Raw genomic sequence first — 17,822 nt, forward strand, 5'->3', positions numbered from 1 at the left:
AGTGTATTAAACCTATTGTAATGAAATATATAGGAAAGTGGCAGAAGAACTTTATTAGAGAATGTCATAAAAATGAAAAAGCAGCCGTGAAAGCTGCTTTTACTAGAACATACTGAACAGATTGTTAATCAAGCTCTTTGAACTCAGTGATAAGCGCTTTACAAAAGGAAAGAAAAAACCCAATTGTCATCACTAATAAGACTGAGCCAAATATAAGAGTTAATATATCCATATATCACCTCGCTTTGAATACAAGGTGAGTATAGCAAGTTGTGTAGCATTTATCTTGTTTATTGGTAAAATAAATGTTGCAACTTGCTTTGTTTTTCTCTGTTTTGTTACTGCTATTCAGTTTTATACATTGTTTAAAACGTTGGGCTCTTTGTTAAGGTGTTGTTTATTAAAGAAAAGTTGTGTTTCTTCTATAATGATGTGGCGTAAGGCAATTAAACCGATCAAATTTGGGATCGCCATCAAACCATTAACAATATCAGCAATCACCCAAATGGTATCTAGGTGCATATAAGCGCCGGAAGCAACTAAAGCAATAAAGATAATTTTATATGGGAGAACGCCTTTAGTACCAAATAAATAGGTTACACAACGCTCGCCATAATAGTTCCAACCTAAAATAGTGGTAAAGGCAAAAAACATTAATCCAATCGATACAAGGTAAGGACCTAGTTGTTCAGAGCCCAGGCCAATCGCAAATGCTTGAGTTGTCATTAGTGCACCTGCGGAATCTCCTTGCCAAACACCAGTAACCACTAACGTTAACCCTGTCATAGTACAAATGATCACGGTATCAAAGAAGGTTCCTGTCATAGAAACAAGACCTTGTTTTACACAAGAATCCGTTTTTGCAGCAGCGGCAGCGATAGGAGCACTACCAAGGCCTGATTCGTTTGAGAACACACCACGCGCGACACCTGACTGAATAGCAAGCATGATAGATGCACCGACAAAGCCACCCGTTGCTGCTGTACCTGTAAAGGCGGATGAAATGACTAATTGAAAGGCGGCAGGCAGTGCTTCAGCTTGGAATAATAATACCGATGCACATGATACAACATAAATAACCGCCATCGTTGGAACGACTTTCTCTGCTACTTTCGCAATAGATTGAATGCCACCCAGCGTTACAACAGCAACAAGAACAGTAAGGATAGCGCCAGTTAACCATGCAGGCGCGTTCATTGTAAGATGAGCTGAGTCAACAATAGCGTTAATTTGTGGGAAAGTACCAATACCAAAACAGGCAACGCCTAAAGCGAATAGAGCAAACAATTTAGCGAGCCACTTATTACCCATACCGTATTCGATATAGTACATCGGGCCGCCGATCATCTGACCATTGCTGTCTGTTTTTCTGAATTTTACCGCTAATAAACACTCTGCGTATTTTGTGGCCATGCCAAATACGGCTGCAAGCCACATCCAAAATAGAGCACCAGGCCCACCCATTTTTATTGCGGTGGCAACACCGACAATATTACCCGTACCGATAGTGGCAGATAGGGCGGTACATAATGCAGCGAAACTAGAGACATCACCTTTACCGGTACTTTGATTTTCTTCTTTTGAGAAGACCATTTTTAGTGCAGTAGGTAAATGACGAAGTTGGAAAATACGAAGTCGGAACGTAAAGTAGATACCTGTACCCACTAATAAGATCAATAGAGGTGGACCCCAAATGAAGTTATCGATAGTAACAAGCGTGTTGTGAAAAGTGTTCATGGTTTCCCCTTAATAAAACATATAGAAAGGAGAAGAGAGAGTGGTGTACTAAAACTAAAAAAATAGGCAATAGTATAGAGCCGAGATTAATCGGATCACTTTCTCCTCTGTCCTTTTGCCTGAGAGTTTCACCGTTATCATTTTTCAGATAAGGGCTTGCTCCTTCGGCGGCCGATTTAACGGCTCTCTCCAGAGATTCCTCCAACTACAGTCCTCACCTTATTCATTAAAATGAACTAGGCACCTGAAAGATTTACTTCTTCGGTGGGCGTTGCCAAAAATGGCGTTGCCGCTCTCCTGCAGTCTTCATCGGATCAACAAATTGTAAGCTACGCAGTAGCTAAGTTGAGTATGTTAGACAAGTCACATTTTTTTGTCATGCATTTTATTTACAAAATAGATAAAAATTGATCGAAAACGGTTTCTTTGTTCAAAATAACAACGATAACTCAAGTATTTAGAGTGTAAAAATGTGCTAAAGTATAAGAAAAGCGAGGTGTACTATGTTACGAGTTGCTGTCATTATTTTATTGTTTGCCCTTGCGGCATTATTGTTTAAATACAGAGCAAATGAAAAAATTCAAAAATCGGTGGTTTATACGTCAGTGATTGGTGTTGTTATTTATGTGGCATACATCATGATTTCAGAACTGATCAAATAAACTGTTTTGTTATTTATAAAATGTGTAGAGAATGCATCTATACTATCTATTGTTTATATATGAATGCTTGAGGTTAATGCGTGAGTGTAGAAAATCAAACCAGAACGACTGACGATCATGACGAAGACGTTATCATTATTGAAGAAAAATCAAAAACAAGTCATTGGGTTGCTGGGGTTACCTTAATTATTGGGGCTATTGCTGGCGGGCTAATTGGCTCGAGTGTGTCTGACAATAAATGGTCTGAGGCTTATGCTCAACTTGAAGTGAAAACGAAGCAATACCAAGCAGAATTGAAACAAGCTGGCGTAAAAAGTACAGAGCTTGATGCGTTGATTTTGACAGAAAAAGAGCAAGCTTTAAAAGAGCAAAAGAAAGTAAATGAGGAAGATAAAGCACAAGCGATTGCCGCTGAAGCTAAAAAACGCGCATCGATAACCAAAGAAGTTGGGGTATTAAAATCTCATAACGCGTCATTGGGTATGCAAGTAGAAGAGCAAGATAAGCAAATCACTCAATTGACGAATCAAGTTGACCTACAGCTAACTATGTTGTCTCGTGCTAAACAATTATTTCAACGTCAACTACAGTTAAAAGAAGAAGCAAGTGCTCTTCAGATAAAAGTTGAAGTGACAACGACAAATGAAAAGCAGTTAGCGAAAGAGTGTAAGGTGTACCTTGAGGGGAAAAGCTGGGACGTGAAGTCCGATGTATGTAAACGTCAAGAAGAAGCGAAGAACCTCATAACTCAATACAATGATGAACTGCAACTTCTGCAAATGGATATTATAGAAATTGATCGTATTAGCGAAGATTTAGGAATGTAAATTTCCATATTCAATAAAAAGAAACCACACACTGTTGTGGTTTTTTTATACGCTTGTTTTGTATTATTAATTATTTTCATCGGTTTATTGCGTCTTCGTTTCTTTGATTTTGCAAAGTGGTGGCATGGTATAAATACAAGGCCACCATTTTTGTTTTAGATTTTCGTATTATTTTTGTTTAGTTAGTTTTCTGCGTAAAAAACCAAATCCAAACAATGAAGCTAACGCAAAAAAGTTAAATGAGGCGGCTTTTTCATACTTAAGTGAAATCACGATAGGATCGTGATCGGATGCGGAATACATGTCGTTGTATTTCACCATATCCCCCGTGTATTTTGAGCTGTATTCAAATAAGTTACTTTCTGCAGCATTGATATGCCAATCTTCAATTTCAGTCACACGTTCAGCCAGTGACTCATTGGCTAATGCATGGTCAAGATTACCTAGTTCACCAGAGTAGGTATAAGAGAAGGTCTCTGTGCCATGTAGGTGCGTGTTTAGATTAATATAACCATAACCTTGTGTAATTTGGCTGCCAGTTTCTTCATAAGGAAGTGGATTACCATTTTTATCTGTATCTAGCGTTGTATAAGCTGCGGTAAAGATATCTCGGTTGTATTTCTCTGGGCTGTAATCGGTTAATGTTAGTAGTGGATCTTCCATGCCATAGGCGTTCATATCACCTAGGATTAGAATATCGCCTTTAACGGTTTCAAGCTCATCACCAATGGCTTTTGCAGCAGATACTCTAAAGCGGTTACAGTTGCCTTGTAGGTCGGCGGGATCGCTGTTTTCTTCAAAGTTTTGCCATTGCTCGATACATTCAGAGCCTTTTGATTTTAGATGATTAACCACGACTGTTAATGGCTCATTCGCTTCTTTAACCATAAATTCTTGAACTAGACTGTGACGTTGATATTTGTCATAGGCTGGATTGAATTCAATGGTGCCATTATTATCACGAGTTATGGTATTTTCAGCTACGTGTTGCTCTGGTGTTTTGATAATACGCGCTTTGCCTTTGAGTTTCACTTCACTTGGGCGATACAGTAGGGCAACCATGATGGCATCTGAACCTAGATATTCACCTTGATACTTGTCTTTGTTTTTAATCTCTACGTATTTGTAGTGATCCTCTTCATCGTCAAATTTAGAATTTAAAGCGGTTGTTAAATCACTAATGGCGCTGTTTTCACCAAAGCCATTATTTTCAACTTCCATTAAACCAATAATATCCGCATCAATAGCAACAAGCGCAGATAAGATTTTTGCTTGTTGAACAGCAAAATCATCCGCATTAACGGCACCACGGTTTTGTCCTGTAGGGTTTACATCACCACCAGTCGCTACTGAGGTGAAGTAGTTTAATACGTTAAAGCTTGTGATGGTTAAATCTTCATCATCAATGCTTGGTGTGTCTGTTCTCTCAACGTTAAATAAGGTCGAACCATCACCATTAAGTACTTGAGTAATAATATTGTCTTGAGTAATGGTATTTGAAGCAACTAAACGGTATTGACCGTAAGAATAAGCAACAACACCTTCTAGACCTTCAATACGAGCACCTAAACGAAGATAAGAATCCGCACTGCCATCTTGATCAATATCTGTTCCAAAATCAGGGAAGTAAGGGACTTTTCCGTTCGCTGCTTTATTGTCTGATTCAATGGTAATTTGGCGTTTTGCATTTTGTTCTGCTAATGCAATCGCTTCAGGGCTTTCTGCCGCAAATAGCTGTGTTGGTTTAAATAGTGGGTCACCATGGGATAACACCATATTGTTACGTTTGCTACCATAATCAAAGCTAAAATTTCGTGTAATGCGCAGATCTGAATGCGATGTTAGCTGTACTTTCATCCCTTCATGACGCTCTAATGCATCTGCCAGTATTTCACCTTCATTAATGATTAATTCATTCACTTGGGCAGGGGATTCAGTCCTTTGAACAATATAGTTGTGGGTATCTGGTTTTAATTGTGTTTGGTTGTAGTACTCTTGAACTTTGGCTTTTACACACACAATTGCACCGGGTTGGATCTCTTGAGAGGGTATGCTGCCTGTACTTACAAAGATACCTTCTGAGCTATTTGGATCAAAATCATCATTCAAGCCTTGCAGATAAAAGCCTTTTAATAAATTTTCACCACGTGCTGTGACAATACCTTGAACAAAGTACTCTTCTTCAGAAATAAACCCACTGGTTACTAGAGGCGATTTGCTGCCTGTTCCTTGAATTTGGTTTATTTCAGTAAAAGTTGGAGAGGAGCCTGATTCAGTTTTACAAATAAATAGAGGGGGTGGCGTTACGCCTTCTTGATATTCACCAAGCCCTTCAATGTTGTCTTTTGGCTTTTCAAGCCACATAGCAGCATCAAACGTTGTGCTAGGTGTTAAATCCGCTCGAACAAAACTTTTGTCTTTACCCCAATCAATATCGCCGTCAACGCCAATTCGATCATGCTCTGCACCATCTTTAAATAACATGTAAGTCTCATCACCATTATGGTTAACGATACTTTCAATGCTATCTGTCACGCCTTTAATTGCATCAGAGGCACGACTGTTTGAAATTACATAGACACTTTTAGCATCTAAGGTAATGGCTGATAGGTCGAGATCATTTTTCCATTCGTTCAATCCATTGTATTTAGATTTAAGAACGTAACCAGCAAGTGATACTGAGCTGTCACTGGTGTTACTGATTTCTAATGATTTATTGTAACTTCCACCTTCAATATATTGAGAAATAATAATATCAGCGTATGCATTACCAGAGAGGGCTAATCCGACAGCCATTGCTAAAGAGGTTTTTAATTGAGTTTTTTTCATTTCACAGCTTTCCATAGTCATGTTATATGAATTGAGGTAGTTCATTTTCTTTATCTATAATTCAACGCTCTCATATTGATATGGCATAAACATTACTTTTGCATGAATAATGTGAGGTTGAGCAGTGTTGTAACGCTATAAATTTGGCAGGCGTCAATTTACTAACAAAAATCGTAATCGTGGGTATTTAAACAGTGTTATGGGAAATAAATAATGAGCTGAAAACATTAAAGATGATAGTTACATAGATAATTGATATGAACCGTAATTGAATGAATTTGAAATAGAAAGCTATCGTAATACCAGTTTATAAACGCCATGATGAGTTAAATTTAGAGAATAAAATAGGTGGCATGAATGAAAATACTGTCTTTGTCTGCACTGGTAACCTTAGGTTTGATCTCCACGAATGTGCACTCTCACGATGAACCTAATACGGCATCAATCGACGTATTATTAGCCAAAGAATATAGTAACGATCTCGATATTGATGGGTATTGGTTAAGTGAAAAACTGGATGGGATAAGAGCATACTGGACTGGATCTGAGTTATTAACGCGAACAGGCCATAAGATAGCTGCGCCAGATTGGTTTACTGATCCTTTACCTGAACACGCGATGGATGGTGAGTTATGGGCGGGAAGAGGCGGATTTCAACAAGTAGCCAGAACTGTTTTAGATGGCCAACCAGATGAAGAGCAGTGGCGTAAGATTACATTCATGGCGTTTGATTTACCTTTCTCTGTTGGTATGTTTCCTAAGCGCTATTACGAATTAGAAGTATTGGTGAAAGCACTGGATAAACCGCATGTTAAATTAGTCGAGCAATACCCGAACAGTACAGATGAAATGCTGTTTGAAACATTGGAAGATATATCAGCCAGAAACGGTGAAGGACTCATGCTAAGAAAGCTCGATAGTATTTACCGACCGGGCCGCAGTGATGATTTAATTAAATTGAAAAAGCATCAAGATAACGAAGCGATAGTGGTGGGTTATACCGCTGGAAAAGGGAAGTACACAGGAATGGTTGGGGCGTTAATATTGCAAATGCCAAATGGAAAAGAGTTTAAAGTGGGCAGTGGCTTGAGTGTGGCAATCAGAGAAGAACCACCAAAATTGGGTCAAAAAGTGACGTATCGTTACAATGGTTATACTGATAGCGGTATTCCCAAGTTTGCCCGTTATCTTGCAGTGCGAGAAGGCTATTAATACAGAATGATTTACAGGGATTAATGGAGCTCATCGTTAGTATAAACTCCATGTGATCTCGTTCGATTTATTTATAAGTATTCAAGTTTTTAACGCTGTCTCGAACCATTAATGTCGGTTCTAACTGTATTACGTGATTCGATTGTGATTTGGTTTGGATTTTCTCTAACAATGAATCAACAGCTTGTTGCCCTAATCGGTGCTTTGGTTGGTGGATAGTGGTTAATGACGGCGTAATGTATTTGGCCATTTTTATATCATCATAACCAATAATTGAAATGTCATTAGGCACTGAAATGCCTTTTTTACTCGCGCAATTAATTACACCCATTGCCATCATGTCATTGGATACAAAGAGTGCGGTAGGTAACTTCCCTCGACGATGAAGTTCATTAAAAGCGGCTTCACCACCTTCACATTCAAAGTCACCAGAGGCAATCCATTCTTTATTGATCTCTAATCCTGATTCTTCCATTGCTTGCACAAAGCCACTTAAACGTTGTTGTGCTTGTAACTTATTAAGAGGGCCAGTTAAACAACCAATTTCAGTATGACCTTGTTCAATTAGGTGTTTTGTTGCTAAATAACCACCGTGGTGGGAGTTATCTTGGATTTTATCGCTTGGAAAATCAATCAGGCCCCAATCCATTACCACGGTTGGTACAGCTTGGTAACGAGAGAATAACTCAAGCACTTGGTTTTCAATTTCGGTACACATCAGCAATAAGCCATCAACGCGCTTTTGCAGTAGGGTGTCTAAGCTTGAATGGACACGTTTTGCATCGCCTTCGGTATTGCATAAAATTAGGTTGTAACCCATTTCATAACAACGTCGCTCAACGCCTTTTACGACTTCACCAAAGAAAGGGTTGGTAGAGGTGGTAACTAGCATTCCAAAGGTTTTTGTATGGTTGACTTTTAAGCTACGAGCGAGCGCAGAGGGGGCATAATTAAGCTCAGATACCGCGGTCATTACACGTTCAGAAATATCATCACTGACAAAACGTGTTTTGTTTAGAACATGACTTACCGTAGAGGTAGATACACTAGCATGTTTGGCTACATCTTTGATTGTTGCCATAAATTCAGTCCTTTATTTATGTCTTTATGAGTAAGCCACGAAGGTATTTAGCTCATAAAGACACGAAAGTCGCTATTAATGCTCTAGTAGAAAACGCTCGACTTCTGTAATAGAAGGGATAGAGGTTTGAGCACCCATTCGAGTCACTGAGATTGCCGCCGCAGCATGAGCAAATCTAATCGCATCATCCAATTTACGGCCAGATTGTAATCCTGTTAAAAACGCGCCATTAAAGGTATCACCCGCACCTGTAGTGTCAGTTGCTTGAACTCTAAAGCCTTCAACTTGACGGCCTTTGCCATCTTGGCTAATCCACACGCCTTTACTACCTAGAGTGATCATCACCGTTTCAATACCTTTGGCATGAAGTGCGTCAGCCGCCTGTTGAGCGCTTGCCGTGTCTGTTACTTCAATGCCCGTTAGCAATTCAGCTTCTGTTTCATTAGGCGTAATCATATCAACAAGGTGTAATAAGTCATCACTTAATTGATGAGCAGGTGCTGGGTTTAGAACCACTTTAGTGCCTGCTGCTTTTGCAATTTGCGCTGCTTTTTCGATGGTTTCAATCGGTGTTTCAAGCTGCATTAATAGGGTATCAGCTGCTTGGATTAATCCGTGATGAGGCGCAATACGATCTGCGGTTAATCGTGCATTTGCTTCTGCTGAAATACAAATGCTGTTTTCGCCGGTTGCTGCTACTTGGATCATAGCAATGCCGGTTGGGGTGTTTTCTTCAATCATTACCGCTTCAGTGTTGATGCCATCGATGTTAAAGGCTTCAATCATTTGGTGACCAAAGCTGTCGTCACCTACGCTGGCGATAAATGCGATATCAGCGCCTAAACGGGCTGCAGCAACGGCTTGGTTTGCGCCTTTTCCTCCCGGAATAACGGAATAACTGTGGCCGTGTAACGTCTCCCCTGGACGTGGGAAAGAAGCAACTTGAAGAACGTGGTCTGCGTTTACGCTACCTAAAACAACTAATTTATTCATAATGCGCCTTTGTTTCTTATCTGGAAATGACCTTGAAATTATCGGTCTTAAAACATATGGGTAAATGGGTGACTAACTTATTTATAGTTTCATTCATTTAACGATATGTTTTCTGTATTTTTATGTGGGAAAAGAGTGGAGCATCGATACAATTTAGTTGTGAGCGTATCAATGCTCCCGTTTTATTATGTTATGAGTCGATTACTTAGTAATAACTTTTAGATCCACTGGAATGAATTTTTCTACCGTTTCACCTTTCAACACCTTAACGGCTGTTTCAATACCAAGAGCACCGATTAGATCGGGTTGTTGTGCTATCGTTGCACCAAGTAGGCCACGATTAACCGCGGCAATACCGTCTTCTGTGCCATCAAAGCCAACGATTAGAACGTCTTTACCTGAGGCTTGAACAGCACGTAGAGCACCTAACGCCATTTCATCATTTTGAGCAAATACCGCTTGAACATCAGGGTTTGCTGCAATCATGTTTTCCATCACGTTAAGACCTTTAGTTCGGTCAAAATCAGCTGGTTGGCTACCAAGTAGAGTAAGATCACCGCTGTTTACTGTTTTCATGAAGCCTTCACCACGCTCACGCGCAGCCGATGTACCAGCAATACCTTCAAGTTGGATAACGCGTGCTTTTTCGCCTACTTTTTCCATGATGTATTTACCCGCCATCTCACCACCAGCAACGTTATCTGAGGCAATATGGCTCACTACGTCACCACGGCTTGCACCACGGTCAAGCGTTAATACAGGGATGCCAGAGCGGTTAGCCATACGAATCGCATTTGATACCGCGTCAGAATCTGTTGGGTTAATTAGGATTGCTTTTACACCACGAACCGTAAGATCTTCAATGTTTGAAAGCTCTTTACTTGGATCATTTTGAGAATCCAGAACAATCAGTTTGTAGCCTAGGTCTTTTGCTTTTGCTTCAGCCCCTTCTTTCATGGTGACGAAAAATGGGTTGTTCAATGTAGACACGACCATTGCCATTGTATCTTGAGCCGCAGCTGTCGATGCGAAAGAGCTAGAAAGTAGGGCTGCAGAGATTAGGGTTGCTAACTTTTTCATTCTATATTCCTTGTAGAGTGTAGGGCGGCACAATTCAAACATGATACATCTGGTTGTGCCTATTTTTTGTTTTAAATAGCAAACGAATGTCTAGGGGTGACTCTTATTCGTATACATTATTAAGTGTTATAAATAATGGGAATTACTTGCTTTTGTTGTCCACTAATACCGCCAGTAGGATAACCACCGCTTTGGCAATCATTTGGTAGTAAGAAGAAACATCTAATAAATTAAGTGCGTTGTTTAAGAAGCCGATGATCAGAGCACCAATTAGCGTACCCATGATACGACCTTTACCGCCTGCTAGGCTTGTACCACCAAGTACAACCGCTGCGATTGCGTCTAGCTCGTAACCCATACCTGCTGTTGGTTGAGCTGAAGAAAGGCGAGACGTTACGATTAAACCAGCCAGTGCAGCAAGTAGACCACAGATAGCGTAAACACCGATCTTAACGCGATCCACATTGATACCAGATAGGCGAGTTGCAGATTCATTGCCACCTAGAGCATAAACGTAGCGACCAAAGCGTGTGTGATTTAGTAAGTACCATACCGATGCAAACACGATAACCATTAACCAGATTGGAACTGGGATGCCAAGCGCGTAACCTGTACCAAACCATGCAAAGCTATCAGCTACATCAGTAAAACCAGTTGAGATAGGGCGACCTTCGGTGTAAACCATGGTTACACCACGTAATAACGTCATGGTTACTAGCGTTGCAATGAATGCTTGAACTTTACCCTTTGCGATAATAATACCGCTGATTGCACCTAGAGCCGCACCCGCAAGTAGCGCGGTAGGAACCGCAATCATTACTGGGATCTCAAGGCCTATCATGGTGGCAGCAAAGGCACCACAGAGTGCTAATACAGAACCAACGCTTAAGTCGATACCTGCGGTTAAGATAACCAGTGTCATACCTACGGCGATAATCGCGTTAACTGAAGTTTGGCGCAGGATGTTTAAGATATTGTCGACAGTAAAAAAGTTGTCGTTTAAAAAGGAAACCACGACAATCAAAAGTAACAATGCGATTAATGATTTTTGCTCAATCAACCATTCTTTAGAGAACATGCCGCCTTTCTTTTGTTGTGTTTGTGATGAAGTCATTGATTTAGTGCTCATGCTATTACCTCGATGTTTTGCTCAACAGTTTTACCTACTGCACAAGCCAATAATTTTTCTTGATCGGCATCTTTTGCCATAAATTCGCCACTGATACGGCCTTCATGCATAACCAAGATGCGGTCACTCATTCCTAACACTTCAGGCATTTCTGATGAGACTAAAATAATGCTCATGCCTTCGGCTTTAAATTGGTTAATTAATTGGTAGATCTCTTTTTTCGCGCCGACATCAACACCACGTGTAGGCTCATCTAAAATTAAGACTTTAGGACGAGTCATTAAGCCTTTAGCTATCGCTACTTTTTGTTGATTACCACCAGATAAGTTACCAATGATTTGGTCGCGAGTCGGGGTTTTAATATTGAATAAGCGAATGAAATCTTCTACTGCGGTGATTTCAGCATGATGATCAATCTGAATGCCTTTTGATAACTGATCTAACGAGCATAAAGACATGTTCTCTTTCACTGATAAGCCTAATATTAAGCCATCACCTTTACGATCTTCAGAGATATAAGCAATGCCATTTGCCAAACCATCACGAGGAGAGATTGGGTTAATCATCTTGTTGTTTAGTTTGATTGCACCACAGGTCATTGGGGCTGCACCGTAGATGATTTTCATTAACTCAGTACGACCTGCACCCATTAAACCAGAGATCCCAAGGATTTCCCCACGGTCTAATGAGAAGCTAACATTGTGAACACCAGGACCAGAAACATCGAACAATTCTAGTGATTTTTCATTGTGTTGAACATCAATGCGAGGGTATTGCTCATCAAGGCGGCGGCCTACCATCATTTCAATTAATGTGTCTTCATCAATATCTGCGACAACACGTTCACCAATGAATTTGCCATCACGAAGGACAGTAATATCATCACAGATCTCGAAGATCTCTTTTAGACGATGTGAGATATAAACAATGCCGCAACCTTCATCACGAAGCTCATTAATCACTTTAAATAGAGATTCAGTCTCAGTATCCGTTAAGGCATCCGTTGGTTCATCCATGATGATAACTTTGGATTTGAACGACAGCGCTTTGGCAATCTCAACCATTTGTTGCTCACCTAAACTCAGTTCACCTAATAGTTGGCGAGAGTGGTGTTTTACATTCAAACGCTTAAGTAGGGCGTCGGCATCACTGTACATTTCAGCCCATTTGATGCCACCAAATGCATTGGTTTTCTCTCGGCCTAAGAAGATGTTTTCTGCAATGGTCAGCTCAGGAATAAGGTTCAGCTCTTGGTGGATAATACTGATACCAGATTCTTGAGAGTGCTTAGGGCCATTAAAGTTAACCGCTTTACCTTCGTAACGGATTTCACCTGCATCCATTGCGTAGATGCCAGTTAATGACTTCATTAATGTTGATTTACCCGCGCCATTTTCGCCCATTAAGGCCATTACTTTGCCGGGGTAGACATTAAGACAAGCGCCATCCAGTGCTTTTACACCGGGGAAAGCTTTCTCAATGCCGTTTAATTCTAAGATAGCTTGAGTCATAACGTGTCCTATTTAAAATACAACGCCAGATTGGAAAATCACGTTAGCATAAGGAGTGCATTCACCAGTGCGAACAATCGCTTTGCTTTGCTGTGTGTGTACTTTAAATGCCTCGTGAGACACGTAAGAGACGGTAATTGACTTTCCACACAGTGCTTCTTCAGCAGCAATAAGTGTCATCAGCTCATCGTGCAGTTGTGGGCTAACGGTTTTGAACTCTTCTGCAACAATTACGCCTTCAATTTGCATTTCAGACAGTGTCGCTTTTACGGTATCAATAAAGGTTGGTATTCCCTGAACTACGGCTAAATCGATGCGTTGTGATTCTTCAAAAATCGGCAGGCCAGCATCGCAAATAGTGATTTCATCGGTATGGCCAAGCGTGGCGATTACATACGATAACTCTGCGTTTAGTAGTGTATTTTTCTTCATGAGAATACCTTTAGTTAATTAATTATGAACACATACTGCTTGTTTAATGCCCATCGAAACGTTTGCGTAAACGTTTCGATGGTGAATTTAGAGCAATAAATAGCACGTTGCACCCAGGAATGTAACTAAGTGTGATCCACGCGAAGGAATCTAATTGATGAAAGACTAAATAAGAGATCTTAGTCAAATTTTAGTGGTAGAAGGTTAGAGGAGGAAATGGACGTTATGCTCTATGTGTTAGATAAAAATAGTGGCTTATATACAAATAAGATAGAATACGATTAGTTGGCTAAAGGTGCATAATAATGACTAATAAAATAAATTTTCTTTCTACTTTTGTTACAAGAGAGGGCGATAAAAAATCGCCAGCATCTCTTGATTTAAATGATTCTAATATTAGTGATGATCCTAATTATCAAACACTATTAAATACAATTAACAATGTATTGGATTTTGATAATTTAATCGTACTTGCGGGATCAGGAACCTCTCTTACTTTTAAATGCGCTCCGAGTATGAAAGATATCTGGAGTAAATGTAGAAATGAAGATGAAACGCTGTTTAATGAGATTTTAGATATTGTTCGTTACGATATAGATCAATCAAAAGAAGATATAGAGTTGCTTTTGTCGTTATGTGATCAACATAAGGCGTTAGCATATGATCTTGAGAAAAAAGAAAAACTCGTTTCTTTTATAGATCAAGCAAAACAAACGATTTTAAAAGCGACTAATTTTACAGATGATGTTGAAGAAGGAGATTGGGCCGCTCATGATAAATTTATCAGAACACTAGGGCGTAGAAGTCCAAAGCAACAACGTTTTAAATTATTTACAACTAACTACGATTTAGCGTTTGAACGTTCAGCTGCGAACACAGGATTTGTCGTAGTAGATGGTTTTGAGTTTTCATCTCCAAGCTATTTTAATCCTGCTTGGTATCGTTATGATATTGTAGATCGTAGTGATCAATCTAAAACGTCTAGTTCGTATATTTCGAATGTATTCCATCTTTATAAAATGCATGGTTCAGTAAACTGGACCCGCGAAGGAAATGGTCGAGTTAAAAAGATTGATTATCAAGTGAAGAATAGTGAACCAGTTTTCATTTATCCTAGTAGCTCTAAGTATCAAACCTCTTATGATTCACCGTACCTGGATATGATGGCATCGTTTTTACATTGTCTACAACAACCTAAAACAGCATTAATTTGTTTAGGCTTTGGATTCAACGATAAGCATATAAATAATGCGGTAACAATGGCTTTACGTACAAATCCAGAATTTAATCTGTTAGTCGGAACAAAAGAACCATTTAAGAAAGGCGGTTCATTTAATACTGATATTAGAGATTTATTGGTAGCTGCAATTGATGGAGGAGACCGACGAATCTCTATTATTGATGGTGTTTTTTCTCAGTTTGCTAATTTGCTTCAAGAGCGTAGAAAGGAAACTCCTGAAGAAGCGCTATTTAAAACCTTTGAAACACTAGCTGAAAAAATTCAAAATCGAAAGGATTCTATAGATGAGTTCTAATTGTTGGTTCACGCCTTTTGATTCAAATCGTCGTATCGGCAGCACTATAAATATTTCACCAACAGAAATTACGGCAAATTTGTCTGATGCCGGTTCTGGTGAAGCTAAATGGCACTTAGGGGATCGAGTTGCTGCAGGCGAAGTTAATGAATTTGTATTTATTGATTGCGGACAGACTGCTGTATTAGGACGATTAGTTAAAGTTTGGCTGGATGGAGCTGAAAGATTATCTGTTGATGCGATATCTATGGCTAATGGTTTAAATAATCCAATAGGTATCATTCAACTTTTAACTAGTATTAATTCAGCTACAGGAAAGATCTCAAAAGGTATAACAAATCATCCTCGTCTTGGTAGTCAAATATACTCAGCTCATCCGAAATTGATTTCGATTTTGGCTGAAGGCGATACCAAAGAAGATGACATTAAGTTAGATATTGCAGAGTTACCCAATGATTCAACGGTAAATATTACGGTTACTCCAGATAAGTTGTTTGCAAGACATTGTGCTGTTCTTGGTGCGACAGGGGGTGGTAAAAGCTACACAATGTCTAGGTTGTTACAAGAAGTACAAGATAACGGTGGTAAAGCATTATTGCTAGATCCTACAGGAGAATATGCTGATTTAGATTGTGAGACTTATTACGTTGGTAATCATGACAAGGCAACAAATGAAAATACGGTAACATTCCCGCATTGGAAACTACCAGAGTCAGATATCGTTGCTTTTTTACGTCCGTCTGCACAGACTCAAATGCCAAAATTATCTGCTGCTATTTTAAGTCAAAAAGTAGTCATTGAGCATTGGAAAAAAAGAAGAGAGATGAACTTAACTCTTAATGAGAGTCACTCGCTAGTTAAAGCAGATAAAGAAAAAAGGTCATATTATGGTGCTGTTAAGTTATTAGAATCGAGTTCTTCTTGTAAACGGTGGAGTTTCAAAAATTTAGCAGCTCAAATTGAGCAGGAATGTATTTGGCCAACTGGAAAGTTTAATGAAGCTCTCTTTGGTGGCTATCATGAGGGAGATCTTGGCTACTGTATAAGCTTAATTTCTCGTATAAAGTCCTACTCATCTAACACATACTTAAAGTGGCTTTTTGACCCAGAAAAGGACCATCAAGATATTCCATCTATATTAGAAAATTTTTCAAAAAATGAAGCTCCTAATAAAATATTAAGGTTGGATTTATCAGCAGTTTCTTTTGAAGCTAATGGACGTGAAATTCTAGTTAATGCTATTGGTCGAAAGTTAATGGGTTTAGCTAGGGCTAGAGAGATTAGCCATGATAATCCGTTACTTGTTTTTATAGATGAAGCACATCAATTTTTGAATAAAAGCGTTGGAGATGAAGCGAGTACTATTAAATTAGATTCTTTCGGGAATATAGCGAAAGAAGGGCGAAAATACGGTTTGAATGTGGTTATTGCAACACAACGCCCACGTGATATTCCAGAAGATGTGTTAAGCCAGATCGGGTCGTTGATTGTACATAGACTAACAAACTTTCATGACCAAGAAGTTGTAAAAAGAGCTGTAGGGTCAATGGATCAGCGCTCAGCTTCTTTTCTACCAACATTAAGCCAAGGCGAAGCTTTGTTATTAGGAATTGATTTCCCATTCCCAATGACAGTGAAAATGAAAACTCCAAATATTAAACCAACATCAAAAAGTGCTGAATACTCAAGTGCATGGAAAAGAAAAATATCAAATGACAAATAATACAAATGAAGATAAAAAGTTAGTTTTAGACTCAGAAATGGCGAAAGAACTTGTTGAGCAATGGTTAGGGAAATTAAGTGCGGCACAGCAAGGGCATTATATTGAGACTGAATATTTGAATAAGGTGCATCATTGGTTAAGTGTACTTCTTATTATTCTAACAACAGGAGTTACTGCTTTTATTTTTTTTACTCCTGAGGTGAAAACGCATGAAGCTCAAATTAAGGTCTATATGGGAATTGCCAGTGCTATAGCTGCTGCGCTATCAGGTATCGTGACTTTTGGGCGTTTTGGTGAACGAGCTAATGAGCATCGAATTACAGCTGGTCGTTATGGGAAACTACGTAGACAACTAGAATTTTTACAAGTTACTTGTCCTAATCTTCAAGATAAAGCCGAGTTTAAAGGAAAATTAAAGACGTTACGTATTGAATGGGAATATGTGGCAGCGAATGCCCCTTTAACACCTGAAAAAGATAAGTTTTCATTTATCCGTAAGTTTTTAATATAGATAAAGAAGAATAGAAAGAGAAAGCAATAATTACCCATTTTTTACTAAACGCTCAACTTGCAAAGAGTGGATGGGATAATTATCTCTAAATTGCTCTATTTTTAATCTCATGTATACTCACAATTGAAGGGGTACTATGTACCTCATTTTACTATCAAGAAGGATAGGGCTATTAGCCATGCAATCAAATGAAGAAGCTAGTTTCTATATTGAAAAATGAGGTACAACCATGAGTAGTATTGCAGATGACATCATCAAATCACTAGAGCAAGCAGTTGAAATAAAAAAAGGAAATTTAGAAGGTAACATTACTCGTTATGAAATTGCTGACGTAAAGGCTATCCGAGAACAGTTACATGTAACGCAAAAAGAGTTGGCAATGGCAATTGATGTTAGCGTTGATACAGTGAAAAGTTGGGAGCAAGGAAGACGTAACCCGACAGGTTTAGCCAGTAAGGTACTTAACTTGTTAAGCAAAGAGCCAGAGTTGTATTCTAAATTTTCGGATCAAGTGTAGAGTCTGAAAAATACGCCAAGAATCAGCTCATTATCTAGCCGTC

General features: G+C 39.1%; 15 protein-coding genes and 1 riboswitch. Of the genes, 7 read left to right on the forward strand and 8 right to left on the reverse strand.

Annotation, left to right across the window (positions count from 1 at the left end):
• Nucleotides 1-354: 354 nt before the first annotated feature.
• On the reverse strand, nucleotides 355-1,737 hold the full coding sequence (locus PVK62_RS01860) for an alanine/glycine:cation symporter family protein (RefSeq protein ID WP_274443255.1): 1,383 nt from the start codon (nucleotides 1,735-1,737) through the stop codon (nucleotides 355-357).
• Nucleotides 1,738-1,834: 97 nt separating this feature from the next.
• A riboswitch (glycine riboswitch) is annotated at nucleotides 1,835-1,940 on the reverse strand.
• Nucleotides 1,941-2,240: 300 nt separating this feature from the next.
• On the opposite strand from PVK62_RS01860, the gene PVK62_RS01865 reads away from it, so the two are divergent.
• Together PVK62_RS01865 and PVK62_RS01870 are read left to right on the forward strand one after the other, a co-directional pair.
• Nucleotides 2,241-2,399 carry a hypothetical protein gene (locus PVK62_RS01865; protein ID WP_274443253.1) on the forward strand — a complete coding sequence of 53 codons (159 nt, stop codon included), beginning with the start codon at nucleotides 2,241-2,243 and terminating at the stop codon, nucleotides 2,397-2,399.
• 80 nt (nucleotides 2,400-2,479) lie between these two features.
• Nucleotides 2,480-3,226, forward strand: a complete 747-nt coding sequence (locus PVK62_RS01870) for a hypothetical protein (protein ID WP_274443251.1) — start codon at nucleotides 2,480-2,482, stop codon at nucleotides 3,224-3,226.
• Between the two features lie 168 nt (nucleotides 3,227-3,394).
• Here the strand turns inward: PVK62_RS01870 and PVK62_RS01875 are convergent, their stop codons facing one another.
• On the reverse strand, nucleotides 3,395-6,055 hold the full coding sequence (locus tag PVK62_RS01875; protein WP_274443249.1) for an ExeM/NucH family extracellular endonuclease: 2,661 nt from the start codon (nucleotides 6,053-6,055) through the stop codon (nucleotides 3,395-3,397).
• Nucleotides 6,056-6,412: 357 nt separating this feature from the next.
• On the opposite strand from PVK62_RS01875, the gene PVK62_RS01880 reads away from it, so the two are divergent.
• Nucleotides 6,413-7,267: a DNA ligase gene (locus PVK62_RS01880; RefSeq protein WP_274443248.1), complete on the forward strand. Its 855-nt coding sequence runs from the start codon at nucleotides 6,413-6,415 to the stop codon at nucleotides 7,265-7,267.
• Nucleotides 7,268-7,334: 67 nt separating this feature from the next.
• Here the strand turns inward: PVK62_RS01880 and PVK62_RS01885 are convergent, their stop codons facing one another.
• From PVK62_RS01885 to rbsD, 6 genes are all read right to left on the reverse strand, one after another.
• Nucleotides 7,335-8,348, reverse strand: a complete 1,014-nt coding sequence (locus tag PVK62_RS01885) for a substrate-binding domain-containing protein (protein ID WP_274443247.1) — start codon at nucleotides 8,346-8,348, stop codon at nucleotides 7,335-7,337.
• Between the two features lie 75 nt (nucleotides 8,349-8,423).
• Nucleotides 8,424-9,341 (reverse strand): ribokinase, encoded by a 918-nt coding sequence (gene rbsK, locus PVK62_RS01890; RefSeq protein ID WP_274443246.1) that lies wholly within the window; start codon nucleotides 9,339-9,341, stop codon nucleotides 8,424-8,426.
• A gap of 201 nt (nucleotides 9,342-9,542) precedes the next feature.
• Nucleotides 9,543-10,421, reverse strand: a complete 879-nt coding sequence (gene rbsB, locus PVK62_RS01895; RefSeq protein ID WP_274443245.1) for a ribose ABC transporter substrate-binding protein RbsB — start codon at nucleotides 10,419-10,421, stop codon at nucleotides 9,543-9,545.
• Between the two features lie 142 nt (nucleotides 10,422-10,563).
• Nucleotides 10,564-11,550 (reverse strand): ribose ABC transporter permease, encoded by a 987-nt coding sequence (rbsC, locus tag PVK62_RS01900; RefSeq protein WP_274443244.1) that lies wholly within the window; start codon nucleotides 11,548-11,550, stop codon nucleotides 10,564-10,566.
• Nucleotides 11,547-13,061: a ribose ABC transporter ATP-binding protein RbsA gene (gene rbsA / locus PVK62_RS01905; RefSeq protein WP_274443243.1), complete on the reverse strand. Its 1,515-nt coding sequence runs from the start codon at nucleotides 13,059-13,061 to the stop codon at nucleotides 11,547-11,549. The genes rbsC and rbsA overlap by 4 nt, the downstream gene beginning before the upstream one ends.
• 12 nt (nucleotides 13,062-13,073) lie before the next feature.
• On the reverse strand, nucleotides 13,074-13,493 hold the full coding sequence (gene rbsD / locus PVK62_RS01910) for a D-ribose pyranase (protein WP_274443242.1): 420 nt from the start codon (nucleotides 13,491-13,493) through the stop codon (nucleotides 13,074-13,076).
• Nucleotides 13,494-13,798: 305 nt separating this feature from the next.
• Between rbsD and PVK62_RS01915 the strand changes: the two genes are divergently transcribed.
• The 4 genes from PVK62_RS01915 to nadS all read left to right on the forward strand — a co-directional run bounded on the left by PVK62_RS01915 (nucleotide 13,799) and on the right by nadS (nucleotide 17,779).
• On the forward strand, nucleotides 13,799-15,028 hold the full coding sequence (locus PVK62_RS01915; RefSeq protein WP_274449331.1) for an SIR2 family protein: 1,230 nt from the start codon (nucleotides 13,799-13,801) through the stop codon (nucleotides 15,026-15,028).
• Nucleotides 15,018-16,751: an ATP-binding protein gene (locus PVK62_RS01920; RefSeq protein WP_274443240.1), complete on the forward strand. Its 1,734-nt coding sequence runs from the start codon at nucleotides 15,018-15,020 to the stop codon at nucleotides 16,749-16,751. The genes PVK62_RS01915 and PVK62_RS01920 overlap by 11 nt, the downstream gene beginning before the upstream one ends.
• The gene (locus PVK62_RS01925) at nucleotides 16,741-17,262 is read left to right on the forward strand and encodes an SLATT domain-containing protein (RefSeq protein WP_274443239.1); all 522 of its coding nucleotides are present in this window, start codon (nucleotides 16,741-16,743) and stop codon (nucleotides 17,260-17,262) included. Before PVK62_RS01920 ends, PVK62_RS01925 begins: the two co-directional genes overlap by 11 nt.
• A gap of 229 nt (nucleotides 17,263-17,491) precedes the next feature.
• On the forward strand, nucleotides 17,492-17,779 hold the full coding sequence (nadS, locus tag PVK62_RS01930; protein ID WP_274443238.1) for a NadS family protein: 288 nt from the start codon (nucleotides 17,492-17,494) through the stop codon (nucleotides 17,777-17,779).
• Nucleotides 17,780-17,822: the final 43 nt, after the last annotated feature.

Origin of the sequence: Aliivibrio sp. S3MY1 (genome assembly GCF_028765575.1) — a bacterium.
Taxonomy (GTDB): domain Bacteria; phylum Pseudomonadota; class Gammaproteobacteria; order Enterobacterales; family Vibrionaceae; genus Aliivibrio.

Excerpts from the sequence above, each read along its gene's own strand:
- PVK62_RS01860 (WP_274443255.1), bottom strand. The coding sequence starts at position 1,737 with ATGAACACTTTTCACAACACGCTTGTTACTATCGATAACTTCATTTGG.
- PVK62_RS01865 (WP_274443253.1), top strand. The coding sequence starts at position 2,241 with ATGTTACGAGTTGCTGTCATTATTTTATTGTTTGCCCTTGCGGCATTA.
- PVK62_RS01875 (WP_274443249.1), bottom strand. The coding sequence starts at position 6,055 with ATGAAAAAAACTCAATTAAAAACCTCTTTAGCAATGGCTGTCGGATTA.
- PVK62_RS01880 (WP_274443248.1), top strand. The coding sequence starts at position 6,413 with ATGAAAATACTGTCTTTGTCTGCACTGGTAACCTTAGGTTTGATCTCC.
- PVK62_RS01885 (WP_274443247.1), bottom strand. The coding sequence starts at position 8,348 with ATGGCAACAATCAAAGATGTAGCCAAACATGCTAGTGTATCTACCTCT.
- rbsK (WP_274443246.1), bottom strand. The coding sequence starts at position 9,341 with ATGAATAAATTAGTTGTTTTAGGTAGCGTAAACGCAGACCACGTTCTT.
- rbsB (WP_274443245.1), bottom strand. The coding sequence starts at position 10,421 with ATGAAAAAGTTAGCAACCCTAATCTCTGCAGCCCTACTTTCTAGCTCT.
- rbsC (WP_274443244.1), bottom strand. The coding sequence starts at position 11,550 with ATGAGCACTAAATCAATGACTTCATCACAAACACAACAAAAGAAAGGC.
- rbsA (WP_274443243.1), bottom strand. The coding sequence starts at position 13,061 with ATGACTCAAGCTATCTTAGAATTAAACGGCATTGAGAAAGCTTTCCCC.
- rbsD (WP_274443242.1), bottom strand. The coding sequence starts at position 13,493 with ATGAAGAAAAATACACTACTAAACGCAGAGTTATCGTATGTAATCGCC.
- PVK62_RS01915 (WP_274449331.1), top strand. The coding sequence starts at position 13,799 with ATGACTAATAAAATAAATTTTCTTTCTACTTTTGTTACAAGAGAGGGC.
- PVK62_RS01920 (WP_274443240.1), top strand. The coding sequence starts at position 15,018 with ATGAGTTCTAATTGTTGGTTCACGCCTTTTGATTCAAATCGTCGTATC.
- PVK62_RS01925 (WP_274443239.1), top strand. The coding sequence starts at position 16,741 with ATGACAAATAATACAAATGAAGATAAAAAGTTAGTTTTAGACTCAGAA.
- nadS (WP_274443238.1), top strand. The coding sequence starts at position 17,492 with ATGAGTAGTATTGCAGATGACATCATCAAATCACTAGAGCAAGCAGTT.